At 70.7% G+C, this 14,633-nt stretch carries 15 protein-coding genes; 6 read left to right on the top strand and 9 right to left on the bottom strand.

All coding sequences use genetic code 11. The features are described 5' to 3' along the window. Window positions 1-13: 13 nt before the first annotated feature. The 3 genes from M3190_RS01030 to M3190_RS01020 are packed head-to-tail and all read left to right on the top strand — an operon-like array spanning window position 14 to window position 3,218. The gene (locus tag M3190_RS01030; protein ID WP_251577423.1) at window positions 14-625 is read left to right on the top strand and encodes a TetR/AcrR family transcriptional regulator; all 612 of its coding nucleotides are present in this window, start codon (window positions 14-16) and stop codon (window positions 623-625) included. Next, the gene (locus M3190_RS01025; RefSeq protein ID WP_251577421.1) at window positions 622-1,326 is read left to right on the top strand and encodes a hypothetical protein; all 705 of its coding nucleotides are present in this window, start codon (window positions 622-624) and stop codon (window positions 1,324-1,326) included. The genes M3190_RS01030 and M3190_RS01025 overlap by 4 nt, the downstream gene beginning before the upstream one ends. Next, the gene (locus M3190_RS01020) at window positions 1,323-3,218 is read left to right on the top strand and encodes a YhgE/Pip family protein (RefSeq protein WP_251577419.1); all 1,896 of its coding nucleotides are present in this window, start codon (window positions 1,323-1,325) and stop codon (window positions 3,216-3,218) included. Before M3190_RS01025 ends, M3190_RS01020 begins: the two co-directional genes overlap by 4 nt. Window positions 3,219-3,221: 3 nt before the next feature. Here the strand turns inward: M3190_RS01020 and mnhG are convergent, their stop codons facing one another. From mnhG to M3190_RS00985, 7 genes are all read right to left on the bottom strand, one after another. Next, entirely contained in the window at window positions 3,222-3,578 is a 357-nt protein-coding gene (gene mnhG, locus M3190_RS01015) for a monovalent cation/H(+) antiporter subunit G (RefSeq protein ID WP_251577417.1), read from the bottom strand. Continuing rightward, window positions 3,575-3,847: a monovalent cation/H+ antiporter complex subunit F gene (locus M3190_RS01010; protein ID WP_439957994.1), complete on the bottom strand. Its 273-nt coding sequence runs from the start codon at window positions 3,845-3,847 to the stop codon at window positions 3,575-3,577. The genes mnhG and M3190_RS01010 overlap by 4 nt, the downstream gene beginning before the upstream one ends. Next, complete coding sequence (locus M3190_RS01005; RefSeq protein ID WP_251577415.1) at window positions 3,844-4,455, bottom strand: Na+/H+ antiporter subunit E; 612 nt, start codon at window positions 4,453-4,455, stop codon at window positions 3,844-3,846. The genes M3190_RS01010 and M3190_RS01005 overlap by 4 nt, the downstream gene beginning before the upstream one ends. Next, window positions 4,445-6,016, bottom strand: a complete 1,572-nt coding sequence (locus M3190_RS01000) for a Na+/H+ antiporter subunit D (protein WP_251577413.1) — start codon at window positions 6,014-6,016, stop codon at window positions 4,445-4,447. Before M3190_RS01000 ends, M3190_RS01005 begins: the two co-directional genes overlap by 11 nt. Then, entirely contained in the window at window positions 6,013-6,534 is a 522-nt protein-coding gene (locus M3190_RS00995; RefSeq protein ID WP_251577412.1) for a Na(+)/H(+) antiporter subunit C, read from the bottom strand. The genes M3190_RS01000 and M3190_RS00995 overlap by 4 nt, the downstream gene beginning before the upstream one ends. Further along, on the bottom strand, window positions 6,531-9,446 hold the full coding sequence (locus tag M3190_RS00990; protein ID WP_251577410.1) for a Na+/H+ antiporter subunit A: 2,916 nt from the start codon (window positions 9,444-9,446) through the stop codon (window positions 6,531-6,533). Before M3190_RS00990 ends, M3190_RS00995 begins: the two co-directional genes overlap by 4 nt. An 81-nt stretch (window positions 9,447-9,527) precedes the next feature. Then, a complete protein-coding gene (locus M3190_RS00985) occupies window positions 9,528-10,568 on the bottom strand; it encodes a LacI family DNA-binding transcriptional regulator (RefSeq protein WP_251577408.1) in 1,041 nt (346 codons plus the stop codon). A gap of 66 nt (window positions 10,569-10,634) precedes the next feature. Here M3190_RS00985 and M3190_RS00980 point away from each other — a divergent pair, with 66 nt between their 5' ends. Then, the gene (locus tag M3190_RS00980) at window positions 10,635-11,849 is read left to right on the top strand and encodes an MFS transporter (RefSeq protein WP_251577406.1); all 1,215 of its coding nucleotides are present in this window, start codon (window positions 10,635-10,637) and stop codon (window positions 11,847-11,849) included. Between the two features lie 7 nt (window positions 11,850-11,856). Here the strand turns inward: M3190_RS00980 and nucS are convergent, their stop codons facing one another. Further along, window positions 11,857-12,543 (bottom strand): endonuclease NucS, encoded by a 687-nt coding sequence (gene nucS, locus M3190_RS00975; RefSeq protein ID WP_251577403.1) that lies wholly within the window; start codon window positions 12,541-12,543, stop codon window positions 11,857-11,859. Window positions 12,544-12,805: 262 nt separating this feature from the next. Here nucS and M3190_RS00970 point away from each other — a divergent pair, with 262 nt between their 5' ends. After that, window positions 12,806-13,744 (top strand): hypothetical protein, encoded by a 939-nt coding sequence (locus M3190_RS00970; protein ID WP_251577401.1) that lies wholly within the window; start codon window positions 12,806-12,808, stop codon window positions 13,742-13,744. Beyond that, window positions 13,741-14,418 (top strand): HAD hydrolase-like protein, encoded by a 678-nt coding sequence (locus M3190_RS00965; RefSeq protein WP_251577399.1) that lies wholly within the window; start codon window positions 13,741-13,743, stop codon window positions 14,416-14,418. The genes M3190_RS00970 and M3190_RS00965 overlap by 4 nt, the downstream gene beginning before the upstream one ends. A gap of 4 nt (window positions 14,419-14,422) precedes the next feature. Here the strand turns inward: M3190_RS00965 and M3190_RS00960 are convergent, their stop codons facing one another. Then, window positions 14,423-14,629, bottom strand: coding sequence for a cold-shock protein (locus M3190_RS00960; protein WP_064002832.1), 207 nt, complete (start codon window positions 14,627-14,629; stop codon window positions 14,423-14,425). Window positions 14,630-14,633: the final 4 nt, after the last annotated feature.

Below are 14,633 nucleotides of genomic sequence, written 5' to 3'. Positions count from 1 at the left end.
CTACACTGGAGGCGTGACCGACACCGCCTCCCCCCGCCGCCCCCGGCGCGACGCCGTCGCCAATCGGGCAGGCCTCCTGTCCGCCGCCGCTCAGACCCTCGCGGCGGATCCGAACGCCTCCGTCGACACGATCGCGCGCGCTGCCGGCCTCAGCCGCCGCGCCCTGTACAGCCACTTCGACGACCGTGACGCCCTCATCCGAGAGATGATCCACGCCGGCGCCGAGCGCTTCAACGCCATCGCCGACACGGTCGACGACGAGGGACCGGCACCCCTGGCGCTCGCTCGCCTCGCCCTCGCCCTCTGGGAGGGCGCCGCGCACGTGCAGTTCGCCGCCGCCGTCGCGCTCGACGACACGCACGTCGGCGAGACCGCCGCCATCCTCACGCCGGTGCGCCGGCGCGTGCTCGAGATCGTCGACCGCGGACGGTGCGAGGGCACGCTCCGCGGCGACCTGCACGTCACGACGGTCGCCCGCCTCGTCGAAGAAGCGGCCCGCACCGTCATCACGCGGCTGGATTCGAGCCGACCGGATGCCGCGGGCGTCGCCGTCCGCGCCATCCTCGGCGTCGCGGGACTCGGGTGGCGTGAGGCCGACGCGGTGCTGACGGAGGCGCGCGCGTGAGGATCGATCTCGATGCAGTCGCGAAGGGGAGAGACGGCGGCGTCCTCCCGCCCACCTCGGTCTCCGTCGAGACGGGGCGCGTGACGCTCGCGACCGCCGAGACCGAGCAGCGCCCCTCGGTGCTCGGTCTCGTCGCGGTGGGGCGGATGCGACCGGATGCCGGCAGCGTGACCCTCGACGGCCGCCGCGGTGGCCGTCGTCTGCGCCGGGTGGCGGCCCTCGTCGACGCCCCCGAGGTCAACGATCCCGCGCCCGACGTCGCCGTCGTCGGTGTCGTGGAGGAGGAGCTCATGTTCGCAGGGCGGCGCGCCGACCCGCTGTCGGCCCGGCGCTGGCTCGACGAGCACGGCTGGCGTCACCTGACCCGCACGCCGATCGGCGAGGTCGCGGCGGACGTCCGCATCCGCATGCTCCTCGAGCTCGCCGCCCTCCGCCGCGGGATCGAAGCGCTCGTCCTCGTCTCGCCCGACCGTCACGGCGGCGATCCCCGCCAGTGGCAGCGGATCGCCGCCGACTTCGCGGGTCGCGGTTTCGCCGTTCTCGTCATCGCCGGCACCGCCTCGGCATCCGCCCTGGCCCCCACCTCCGCGCGTCCGCGCGTGGGGCGTCCACGGCTCCGCGCCGCCGCCGGACTGCGCGCGTCGCGTCGGCACCCGGCCTCCGCCATCGCCCGCCGTTCCACCGGAAGCATCCGCTCGTGAAGATCCCCGCCCTGTTCGCCGCCGAGCTGCGGCGACTGACCTCGACCCGCATGCGCGTCATCGCGCTGATCGCGCTGATCCTCGTGCCCGTCCTCTACGGCGGGCTCTACCTGTGGGCCAATCAGGACCCGTACGGCAACCTGTCGCAGGTCCCGGTCGCTCTGGTCGTCAGCGACGACGGAGCCGCGCTCAACGGCAGCGATCGCAACCTCGGCGACGAGGTCGCGGACTCGCTCCTCGAGGACGGCAGCTTCGACTGGCACGAGGTGGATGCCGCCGGTGCCCGCCGCGGCCTCGATGAGGGCTCCTTCGACTTCGCCGTGACGCTGCCCGCCGACTTCACCTCGGCCGTCGCCTCGATCTCGTCATCGCACCCGCGGCAGGCCGAGATCGACCTCACGACGAACGACGCCAACAACTACCTCGCCTCGACGATCGGCACGCAGGCGGTCGAGCGGATCCGGACGACGATCAGCGAGAAGGTCGTCCGCGAGGCCGGCCTGACGATGCTCGATGCGCTGAACACGGTCCGCGTGAAGCTCCTCGACGCCGCGGACGGCGCCGGCACACTGACCGACGGCCTCAAGACCGCGGGCGACGGCGCCGACACCCTCGCCGACGGAGCGCACACGTTGGCGCAGGGCACGACGAAGCTCGAGAGCGGCGCGACCGAGCTCGCGTCCGGCGTCGACACGCTCGCCGGTGGCCTGCGCTCGCTCTCGTCCGGAGCCGAGCAGGTGTCGGGCGGCACGGCGACGCTCCGCAGCGTCGCCGACCGGGTGGGGTCGGCCGCCGATCGGGTGTCGTCGGCTGTCCCCACCGTCCGCACCGACCTCACGAGCGCACTCGAGGCGCAGGGACTCGATGAGGCGCAGATCAGGAAGGTCCTGGGCGTCCTCGATCCCCTCGGAGCCCGCGTGTCCGACCTCGACTCGCGCGTGCAGCAGGCGGTATCGCAGATCGACGCGCTCGACGACGGTGCCGCCCAGGTGGCCTCCGGCAGCGCGAAGCTCGCGAGCGGGGCGGCGAGTGCCTCGACGGGTGCGCACACCCTCGCCGACGGCCTCGCGACGGCGGATGCCGGGGCCCAGAAGCTCGACACCGGCGCACACTCGCTGGTCACCGGCATCCACCGGCTCGAGGGCGGTGCGGGCACGCTCCGCGACGCCCTGCGCGACGGAGCGCAGCAGCTGCCCGACGACAGCGCCGCGACCCGGGCCGCGCAGGCGGCGACCCTCGCCGACCCCGTCGGCGTCGCCGAGGACTCGCTCACCCAGGCGCAGAACTACGGCGCCGGACTGGCGCCGTTCTTCGCCGCCCTCGCCGGATGGATCGGCATCTATGCCCTGTTCCTCATCGTCAAGCCGGTCTCGCGGCGCGCGGTGACGGCGCTCCGCTCCCCCGTCCGCGTCGCGATCGCGGGCTGGCTGACGCCGGCCGCCCTCGGCGCCGTGCAGATGGTGTCGCTGTTCGGGGTGCTCTCGATCGCGCTCGGCTTCTCGTTCACGCATCCGCTGCCGACCCTCGGCATCCTCCTGCTCGCGTCCGCCACCTTCGCCGCGATCATCCTCGCGCTCAACGTGTGGCTGGGCTCGGTCGGGCAGTTCCTCGGTCTCGTCCTGATGGTGCTGCAGCTCGTCACCGCCGGAGGGACCTTCCCCTGGCAGACGCTGCCGGCGCCGCTCGCCGCGCTGCACCACGTGCTGCCGATGGGCTACGTCGTCGACGCGATGCGGCAGGTCATGTACGGCGGCCAGGCCGGTCGGGCGTGGGCGGATGCCGCGGTCCTCGCGACGTGGCTCGTCGGTGCGCTGGTGCTCGCCGTCGCCGGCGTGACGCGGATGACGTTCCGACGCACGATGCGCGATCTGCAGCCGAGCCTGATCGGCTGAGGGTCAGCCGCCCGCGCCGGGCGGGGTCTCCTTCGCGTCGGCGAGCTCGTCGACGTGGAGGTTGCGGCGGTCGATCGTGCCGTTGCGGTACGCCTGACGGCCCACCATGTGGGCCGACAGCGGAGCCGTGGCGAACTGGATCACGAGGACCGGGACGAGGAAGGCGACGACCGCCCACGACTGCAGCTCGATCCCGACCGCGATGGCGATGAGCAGCAGGCCGAGCACCTGCGGCTTGGTCGCGGCGTGCAGACGGGTCGGCACGTCGCGGAAGCGCAGCAGCCCGATCGCGGCGGTCAGGCAGAGCAGCGCTCCCGCCAGGATGAGGACGAGAGACACGACGTGCAGGATCTCGGTCATCGCTCCGCTCCATCCCGGCGGGCGACGAACCGTGCGATCGACACCGAGCCGAACACACCGACGGCCGCGACGATCAGCAGGACCGGGAGCGTCCGGGTGTGGTGGTTGATCGCCATCTCGGCGCCGAGCGCGCAGATGAGGAGCGTCAGCAGGACGTCCGAGGCGACGGCGCGGTCGAGGATCGAGGGACCGACGATGATCCGCCAGACGGTGAGCAGGGCGGCGACGCCGAAGACGGCGCAGATGACGAAGATGAGGACGGCGATCACGAGCGCTCCTGCTTCCTGCCGTTCATTCCACCGGTATGGATCTCTGCCGCTCCGGAACGGGACGACCGGATCGCCTCGAGCTGCGCAGGCGAGCCGACGGCGCGCACGATGCGCGCCTCCCAGCGCTGCACCATCCGACGCTGCTCGTCGACCTCGGCGTCCGTCGCCGCACCGAGGACGTGGAGGTAGAGGACGCGGCGGTCGCGATCGGTTTCGAGGACGAGGGATCCCGGGATGAGGGATGCCGTGACCCCCACGTGCGCCATGATCAGGTCGTCGTCGGTCACGAGCGGCACGGCGACGACCGAGACGCCCGGCTGACGGCCGGGCCGCACGACCTGCCAGGCCACGACGAGCGAGCCCTTCACGACCGCGGCGAGGAACTGGACGAAGAAGACGATCAACCACCACGGGTTCAGGCGGCCCGAGAGCTCGACGGGCGGCAGGCGGAAGACGCTCGTCACGAAGACGGCCACGATCGTTCCCGTGAGGAAGGCGAGGAGGGTGAACTGACCCCACAGCAGCATCCAGAGCGCGACGAGCCACAGGAAGAACGGCAGCTGTCGCCAGATCCCGGTCAGGGCGCTCCGCTTGACGTCAGTTCCCATCGTTCACCTCGTCCTGCAGCTGGGTGAGGGTCACGGGATTCAGCAGCGACGACCCGATGCCCGCGCACAGGTTGTAGAGCGGACCGGCGAAGACGGTGAGGGCGACGGTGACCGCGACCATGCCGGCGGTGGACGCGGTCATGATGCGCGGGATGACGCGACGTTCGGTCTGCACCCCGGCCGCGGGGGCGTCCCCGAGGTAGGAGATCCGGTCGACGACGCCCGACTCCTCGGTGAGGTCGTCCTCCTCACGCCAGAACGCGAGGTTCCAGGCGCGCATGAGTGCGAGCAGGGTCAGCAGCGAGGTCATGATGCCCGCGACGATGAGGGCGTACATGAGCGGCGTCCCGACCTCGGCGGCCGCGTTGAAGAGCGCGTACTTTCCGATGAAGCCCGAGAACGGCGGGAGACCGCCGAGGTTGATCGCGGGGATGAAGTAGAGCACCGCCAGGACGGGCGCCGCCTTCATGAGCCCCTTCACCTTGAGGATCGACGTGGACCCCGCTCGACGCTCCACGAGGCCGACCGCGAGGAACAGGGTGGTCTGCACGACGATGTGGTGGACCATGTAGTAGATCGTGGCGCCCAGCGATGCGGGGGTCGCGATCGCGAGCCCGAAGACCATGTAACCGATGTGACTGACGAGCGTGAACGACAGGATGCGTTTGAGCTCGGCCTGCGCGACGGCACCGAGGATGCCGACCACCATCGTGGCGAGGGCCACGATCAGCAGCAGCTGGTTCACGTCGTTGTCGCGGAAGATCTGCGTCTCGGTGCGGATCATCGCGTAGACGCCGACCTTGGTCAGCAGGCCGGCGAACACCGCCGTGACCGGCGCCGGGGCGGTCGGGTACGAGTCCGGCAGCCAGAACGACAGCGGGAAGACCGCCGCCTTGATGCTGAAGGCGAGAAGGAGCATCAGGTGCAGCACGAGCTGCACCTCGTCGGGGAGCTCCCCCATGCGGTCGGCCAGCTGCGCCATGTTGACGGTGCCGAGCGCCCCGTAGATGGCGGCGATCGCGGCCAGGAAGAGGATCGACGAGACCAGCGACACGACGATGTAGACCACGCCGGTGCGGATGCGGGACTCGGTGGAGCCGAGCGTGATCAGCACGTACGACGCGACCAGCAGGATCTCGAACCCGACGTAGAGGTTGAACAGATCGCCCGCGATGAAGGCGTTGAAGATGCCCGCCGCGAGGATCAGGTACGACGGGTGGAAGATCGAGACCGGCGTCTCCTCGTCGCCGTCGGCTGCGCCCTGTCCGACCGAGAAGAGGAGGACCGCGAGCAGCACGATGCTCGAGACCAGGACGAGCAGCGCTGCGAGGCGGTCGACGTACAGCACGATGCCGAACGGGATCGGCCAGCCGCCGACCGAGACCGCCAGCGGCATCCCGCTCGCGTCGACGTACCAGAGGAGCACGGCCGCGATGGTCGCGGCCACGGTCAGGGTCACGATCGACACACCGACCTGGACGCGGCGTCGCCGGCCGAAGATGAGGGCGATGCCGGCGCCGAGGAGCGGCAGGGTGACCAGGAGCGGGACGAGCGCGGTCATCGCGGGCCTCCCGGGGTGTCCGTCGGGGCGTCGTCACGCAGTTCGGCGATGTCCTGCGCGTGGAGGATCACGATGGGCGAGGTCTCCGTCCCGATGAAGTCGGTCGTGGCGTCGTCGTCCTCGTCCGTGATCTCGTCGTCCATCGCCTCCTCGTCGCGGGCACCGCGCTCGCGCACCTCGCGGTCGGCCTCGTCGTCCGTGACGGTGTCCGCCTGACCGAGCTGCCACGACCGGTAGATGAGGGCGAGGAGGAAGGACGAGATCGCGAAGGTGATGACGATCGCCGTCAGCGAGAGCGCCTGCGGCAGCGGGTCGCTGAACGACTCGCCCTCCCCGGCGCTGCCGTAGAACGGCGCGACGCCCGGCGCGCCCATGACGATGAGGAGGAAGAGGTTCGCCGCGTTGCCGAGCAGGAGGAACCCGATGAGCACACGCGTGAGGCTGCGTTCGAGCATCGCGTAGACCCCCGCGGCGAACAGCACGGCCATGATGATGACCAGGACGAGCGAGACGGTCATGCGCTCACCCGCTCCCGCTGCGCCTGCGTCTGACGGTCGACCTCGGCCCCGAGCGACCGCAGCACGTCGAGCACGAGGCCGATGACGACGAGGTAGACCCCAACGTCGAAGATCGTCGAGGTGACGAACTCGATCTCGCCGAGGATCGGCACATCCCACTCCCAGTACGTGCTGGTGAGCGGCGCGGCGCCGAAGAACAGGGGCACGATGGCACAGGCGAGCGCGAGGGTCATGCCGGCACCCAGCAGTCGACCGGCGTCCGTCGGCGCAGCCGCACCGAGCTCCCATCGTCCGCCCGCGACGTAGCGCATCACGAGGGCCATCCCCGCCACGAGTCCGCCCGCGAACCCGCCGCCGGGCAGGTTGTGACCGGCGAACAGCAGATACACCGACACGACGATGATCGAGTGGAACAGCACCCGGACGATGACCTCGAGCAGCAGCGAACGGTTCTCGGGTTTCACCTTGAGTCCGCCGACCAGCCACGCCTGACGGGTCGACCCGGGGGCGGTCGAGCGGGGCCGCGGACCGTCGGCCGTCTCGACGAGAGGGCGGCGGCTACGACCGGTTCCGGAGGGAAGTGACGGCAGGATGCGGCTGTCGGAGCGGTTCGTGACGAACACGAGGGACGCGACACCGGTCGCCGCGAGGATGAGCACCGAGAGCTCCCCCATGGTGTCCCAGCCACGCAGGTCGACGAGGGTGACGTTGACGACGTTCCTGCCGTGCCCGATCTCGTACGCGAGGTCGGGGAACGGCCCGGAGACGGGGTCGGCGACCCGGGCGCCCGTCGCGATGAGGGCGACGGCGGCCATCGTGACACCGACGCCGATGCCGATGACGGCGCGGACGACGGGCAGGACCGACGCGTTGTGATCGCCGAGGCGGGCCGGGATGCGGCGCAGCACGAGTGCGAAGGCGATGAGGGTGACGGTCTCGACGAGGATCTGCGTGAGCGCCAGGTCGGGCGCGCCGCTGGTCGCGAACAGCAGGACCATGCCGAGACCTGTGACCGACACGAGCACGACGCCGGTGTAGCGTTTGCGCGCGCGGATGGCGACGAAGCCCGCCAGGATCATGACGGGCGCCGCCAGCAGCTGAGCCGGGCTCTGCCATGCGTCGACGGCGATGCGCCATTCGCTGCTCGCCAGCAGCGCGGTCGCCTCGGCGGCGATGAAGACGACGAAGATCGTCCCCACGTAGAACGGCAGGGACCCCCGCTGGGTGAGCGACGTCGTCCAGACCGACAGTCGGGCGATGCCGCGCAGCGACAGGTTGTAGGCGTCGTTCGCGGTGAACGGCAGGATGCGGGCCTTCAGCGCGCGGCGCTGGGTGATCCAGAACAGTACGGCGCCGAGGGCGATAGAGCCCAGCGACAGGAACAGCGCCGGCTCCCAGCCATGCCAGAGCGCCAAGTGGTACGCCTTCCCGCCCTCTTCGAGCGGGATGCCGTCGGCGTAGCCGGCGATCGCCGAATCGACCACGGGCGAGGCCACGCCCGCCACCATGGTGAGCCCGCTGAGCACGACGGGGGCGATGAGGAAGCCGATGGGCGGGTCGGGCCATTCGGTGCGCTCGCGCGGGGCGCCCGCGGCATCCTTCTTCGTCCAGAAGGCCCCCCACACGAAACGGATGCCGTATGCCGCCGTCAGCGCGGATCCGAGCAGGATGCCGATCAGCGGGATGAGGGCAGCCGGCTCGGCACCGCCCTCGAGGAAGGAGGTGAGCGCCGCCTCCTTGGCGACGAAGCCGACCGTGGGCGCGACGCCCGCCATCGAGGCGATCGCGATGATCGAGAAGGTCGCGAGTGTCGGCGCCTGGCGGCCCACGCCCGAGAGCTCGGCGATGTCGCGCGTGTTGAGCTGACGGTCGATCACGCCGACGATCAGGAACAGGGCCGACTTGAACAGGGCGTGTCCGACCAGCAGCGCGAGGCCGGCGAGCGCGCTGTTGCGTTCCCCGTAGCCGAGCACGACCGTGAGCATGCCGAGCTGGCTGACCGTGCCGAAGGCGAGGATGCGCTTGAGATCGGACTCCCGCAGCGCCTGGAAGCCGCCGAGCAGCATGGTGAAGATGCCGAGCCCGATGACGATGGGGCGCCACGGATCGGTGTCGGCGAAGGCCGGGGCGAAGCGGGCGATGAGGTAGATGCCCGCCTTCACCATCGCCGCCGCGTGCAGGTAGGCGCTCACGGGGGTCGGCGCCGCCATCGCGCCCGGCAGCCAGAAGTGGAAGGGCAAGATGGCCGATTTGCTGAGCGCACCCACGAGCAGCATCACGATCGCGGCATCCAGGGCCACCGCCTGGCCGCCCTCGAAGACGGGACCGGTCTCGAGCATCGCCGCGATGCTCGTCGTGCCGTACAGGACGACGAGCATGACGACGCCGATGAGCATGACGAGTCCGCCGAGGGTCGTCACGAGGAGCGCCTGCAGCGCCGCTCGTCGGCTCGCGCCGCGGCGGTGGTAGAAGCCGATGAGGAGGTAGGAGAGGACGCTCGTGACCTCCCACAGCATGATGAGCACGACGATGTCGTCGGTGAGCACGAGCCCGTACATCGCGCCCGCGAAGGCCAGGAGCACGGCCGAGAAGGTCGCGAGGCCCTCGGTCTTCCCGGCGAAGTACCACCGGCAGTAGATCATCACCAGTGCGCCGACGCCGGTCACGATGAGCGCCATGACCCAGGACAGCACGTCCATCCGCATGGCGAGTTGGACGTCGAGGTCAGGAATCCAGCTGTATGTCTCGAACGGGATATCCCCCGCGATCACGGCGGGTGCCTGCAGCGCGGTGTGCACGAAGGCGGCGACCGGCACGACGGCAGCGACGAGGAAGGTGCGTGACCCGAGGCGCGCGACGAGTGCCGGCAGGAGGAGGGGCACGAGGGCGAACGCCGCGAGGAGGATCAGCAACCTGGCCTCCTCTGTGTCATCGGGGGTCGAGGCCTCCAGTCTACCGGCTGACCGACAGCGGGTGCCCGGCCGGCTCCCAGGTCAGGCCGGTACCGGACCCGTTGTGTTCCCTCGCCGGAATGTGCAGGTGAGGGTGAGGGATGCCGGCTCGCGCCCCTCGAGCATCGCGACGACGGCCTCGCCCGCGGCGCGTCCCTTCGCGATGGCGTCCTGGACCAGCGTCGTGAGGACGTAGGGCGCCAGACCGTCGACCGTGATGCCGTCGAACCCGGTCACGCTGAGGTCCTCGGGCACCCGCAGACCCGCCTCTTCGGCGGCCCTTATGACACCGGCCGCGAGCAGATCGCTCTGCGCGATGATCGCGGTCGGTCGGTCGCCGGCGAGGAGGACCCGGCCCGCGGCCAGACCCTCGTCGATCGAGCTCGCGCCGACCGCGTAGGCAGCCGCATCGGGGTAGATCTCGCGGGCGCCGCGCAGCCGGTCGCGCGTGACCTCGACGGCGATCTGCGCCGGATCGTCGATGAAGCCGCGGGGTCGGGTGGCGTCCTTCGTCAACGTGATGATCGCGACGTCCTCGTGCCCGAGCGAACGCAGGTGCTCCGCGGCGGTGCGCTGGGCCTCGACGTTGTCGAGAAGGATCTGCGGGACGTCCGGGCCGGCGTCGCCCTCGATGACGACGACCGGGATGCCGCGGCGCCCCAGGACGTCGACCGAGGACTGCAGGATCTCGTTGCAGCCGAGCAGGATCGCCGCATCGACGGGAGCCGTCGTGAGTGTGGGCGCCGACTCGACGGGCCCCTCGTCGTGCAGGAGCAGGACCCCGGCGCCGATCGGTGCGAGCGCGTCGGTGAGGCCGTCCATCATCGCCGCCGTCACGGGGTCGCGGAAGGCCGAGCCGAGGCGCTCACGGAAGAGCACCGCCACGACTCCGGCGCGCCCCGTCCGCAGTGACGCGGCTCGCGGATCCGGCCCCGTATAGCCGAGGATTTCGGCCGCCTGCAGCACCTTGGCGCGGGTGGCGTCCGACACCGACACCTTGCCGCTGAAGACGACGGATGCCGTCGACGCCGATACCCCGGCTTCACGTGCGACGTCGGAGATCGTCGCGCGGCGGGTGCTCATGGTTCGATCGTAACCGCTCGACCGGCGACTTCGAATCGATTCGGAGATCCCGCTAGAGTGACGTCCATGACCCTGCACCTCACCGCCGCCCGCCTGTGGACCTGGCGTCTCGCCGTGTTCGCGATCTTCACGGCGAGCGGTCTGAGCATCGCGACGTGGGCATCGCGGGTCCCGTCCATCAAGGCCGCGCTCGGCATCGAGAACTCCACGATCGGGCTGCTGCTGCTCGGGATGGGCGTCGCCTCCATCCTCGGCCTGTCGGTGTCGTCGGTGATCGCCGCCCGCATGGGCACCCGGCGCGGCATGCTCACCGTGATGCTGGTGCTGTCGGTGGGACTGTTCCTCATCGGCCTCGGAACCGACGTCGCGCCCTCGCTCCTCCTCGTCCTCGTGGGGCTCGCCCTCTTCGGGTTCGGCAACGGCGCGCTCGACGTGCTCATGAACGTGGACGGCGCCGCGATCGAGGTCGAGGTGGGCAAGACGATCCTGCCGCTGTTCCACGCCTTCTTCAGCCTGGGCACCGTCATCGGCGCCGGCATCGGCGCACTGGTGGCAGGTGCGCGCATCGCCGTCTTCCCGCACACCGCAGCCATTGCCGTCGCGATCGTCGTCATCGCGGTCGTCGCCTTCGCCTATGTGCCCCAGCGCGACTTCGGCGCACCCGACGCGGCTCCCAGCGGCTGGCGCTCCCGCCTCAGCGCGGCGCTGTCGGCCTGGCGCGAACCCCGCACGTACGTGCTCGGGATCGTCATGCTCGGCATGGCGTTCGCCGAGGGCGGGGCGAACGACTGGATGGCCCTCGGCGTCAGTGAGGATCACCAGGGCGGTGTCGCCCTCGGTGCCGCTGCGCTGACGGTCTTCTCGGTCGCGATGACCGTGGTCCGGGTCTTCGGGGGTCCGCTCGTCGACCGGTTCGGCCGCGTCGCGACGTTGCGGGTGCTCGCCGTCACGGCCGTGGTCGGCATCCTGCTCTTCATCCTGGCGCCGAACCTGCCTCTCGTCTTCGTCGGCGCCGCGCTGTGGGGCGTCGGAGCGTCACTGGGATTCCCGCTCGGGATGTCGGCGGCGGCGGACGACCCGGAACGGGCCGCCGCGCGGGTCAGCGCCGCCGCGACGATCGGCTACGTCGCCTTCCTGTGCGGGCCGCCGATCCTCGGCGTCATCAGCACGCACATCGGCCTGCTGAACACACTGTTCATCATCGCGGCGCTCGTCGCCGCCTCGGGGTTCGCCTCGGGCGCGGCCAAGCCCCTCCCGGGCACCCGCGGCACGAGCCACTGAGGCGCGGTCAGAACAGGCGGGGCGCTCCCGACTCGATGCCCTTCATCTCGTCGTAGTCGAGGGTGACGCAGCGGATGCCGCGGTCCGCCGCCAGAACCTTGGCCTGCGGCTTGATCTCCTGCGCGGCGAAGACCCCGGTGACGGGCGCGAGGTGCGGGTCGCGCCCGAGCAGTTCGAGATAGCGCGTGAGCTGCTCGACGCCGTCGATGTCGCCTCGGCGCTTCACCTCGACCGCGACGGTGCCCCCTTCCGGGTTGCGCAGAAGCAGGTCCACGGGCCCGATGGCGGTGGGGAACTCGCGGCGCACGAGGGTCAGGTTCTCCCCGATGACGCCGACCTGTTCGGCGAGCAGGCGCTGCAGGTCGGCCTCGACGCCGTCCTTCACCAGACCCGGGTCGACACCGAGCTCGTGCGAGGAGTCGTGCAGCACGTCGTAGATGCGGATCGTGAGCTCGTCGCCCGACTTGGCATGCGTGACCCGCCACTTCTCCACGACGTCGATATCGTCCTCGCCGGGCTCGACGACCGTCAGCGTGCACGGCGGGCTCATCCAGTTGAGCGGCTGGTGCTGGATGTCCCGGTGGAACGCGACCGTGCCGTCCGCCTTGACCATGATGAGCCGGGTGGCGGGAGGCAGGTGGGTGTTGAGGCGACCGGTGTAGTCGACGGAGCAGCGGGCGATGACGAGACGCACGGCGACGAGCCTACCCGCGGGTCTGTACGGGATCGTCCGGGAACGGGTGCTCGACCCGTCACTCCGGATCGCGGTCCGTAGCGTGGATGACGAGCAGGTGCCCGATGGCGGTCCGTCTCCGGGGGGAGCACGAGACCACCCACGCCGTCCGGCTCCGTCGTGCACGCGTACTCGGGCTCGCGCGCAGCTCACTGCGGTGGCGCCGCGTCCGCATCCGCGACCCGGGTCGGGGGCGGCGCCTCCGCGCCTCTACGATGACGGTGTGGGGGGCTCCAGCGACACGGGTGCGGCGCGCGTCGACGAGCTGATCACGGAGCTCCGCACGCTGCGCGACGCGCGCGGCGTCTCGTATCGGGAGCTCGCGGCCAGGGTCACCGAGCAGCGCGTCTCCGCGGGCGCGAGCCCCGCCGCGGCGCGCGTCCCCCACACCACGATCTCGGACACGTTCCGGCTCGGGCGACGACGCCTCAACGCCGGGCTCGTCGCGGAGATCGTCGAAGCTCTCGGCGAGGATGCCGCCGCCGTCGCCGTGTGGCGGGCTCGCGTGGCCGCCGCCCTCGCCGCCGGTCCGAGCGCGGTGCCTGCGCCTCGCCCCGAGACCCTGTCGCCCGAACCGCCCGCCCCCGAGACGACCGGACGATCCTGGGGACGCCTCGTCGCCCTGATCGTCGCGGGCGTGCTGCTGAACTCGACCGGCAAGTTCGTGAACCCCCTGCTCGGCGATGTGTTCTTCTTCGACATGGTCGGCACGGCGCTCGTCGCGATCCTCGCCGGCCCCTGGGCCGCTGCGACCGTCGGGTTGGTGTTCATCGTCGTGGAGCTGCTCAAAGGCCAGGTCGTCGCCGCGGTGTTCTCGGTGACGATGGTGTCCGCCGGGCTCCTGTGGGGCTTCGGGGCGACACGGTTCCGCCTCGCCGCCACCCTCCCCCGCTTCCTCGGGTTGAGCGCCATCGTGGCGGTGGTCACATCGGCGATCGCCGTCCCCATCACCGTCTTCTATCTGGGCGGCTCCACCGACCGCGGGCTCGACGCGCTGCGCGATCTCGTGATGGGGATGACCGGGGTGCACCCCGAGATGGCCATCGGCATCGTGAACGCCACCATCTCGCTCATCGACAAAATGGTCGTCGGCGCCATCGCATACGCGCTCGCGGTCGTCGTCCGTCGGGCGCTGCGGCCCGCCCCTAGGCTGGGAGCATGACGGCGCGCTCCCCCTGGTCCTGCATCCTCTGGGACGTGGACGGCACCATCGTCGACGCATCCGACGGCATCCTCAGCCGTCTCGACCGCTGTCTGACCCACTTCGGGTACCCCGCACCGACGCGCGCGGAGCTGGTCCACTGGATCGGGCCGCCGATGTACGACTCGTTCCAGAAGAACGTCGGCATGACGCCGGAGCAGGCGTCCGAGGCCGTCTCGTACTACCGGGTCCTCGGCAAGCAGGACGGCTACACCGCTCGGACGCGGCTCTACCCGGGAGTCGGGGAGCTCATCGCCGAGATCTCGGCGTGCGGCATCCCGCAGGCGACGGCGAGTTCCAAGCCGGAGGTCCAGGTCGTCGCGCTGATGGAGCACTACGGTCTCGCGGAGCACATGCAGGCCATGGCGGGCGCGACTCCGGACGAGAAGACCCTCGCTACGAAGGCGGACATCGTCGCCGAGTCACTGCGCCGGCTGCGCGCGGTGGGCGTCGACACGAGTCGACCGATCCTCATCGGAGACCGCCATCACGACGTCGACGGAGGCGCGGCGAACGGCGTGCCGGTGATCTTCGTGCGGTGGGGCTTCAGTTGGCCCCACGAATCCGAAGGAGCGCAGGCGGCGGTCGACACGATCGTCGAACTCCGCCGCCTGCTCCTCACGGAAGAGGTGTGAAACCTCAGAGGGGACGGATGTTCTCCGCCTGAAGACCCTTGGGGCCCTGTGCGATGTCGAACTCGACTCGCTGGTTCTCCTCCAGCGAGCGGTAGCCCGAGGATTCGATGGCCGAGTAGTGGGCGAAGACGTCGGCGCCGCCTTCATCGGGAGCGATGAACCCGAAGCCCTTCTCCGAGTTGAACCACTTGACGGTACCGCTGACGCTCATGAAC

Source organism: Microbacterium oleivorans, from assembly GCF_023715745.1.
Lineage (GTDB): Bacteria > Actinomycetota > Actinomycetes > Actinomycetales > Microbacteriaceae > Microbacterium > Microbacterium oleivorans_D.
Note: the sequence above shows the minus strand (reverse complement) of the source record. Positions and strands in the feature narration are given on the sequence as shown.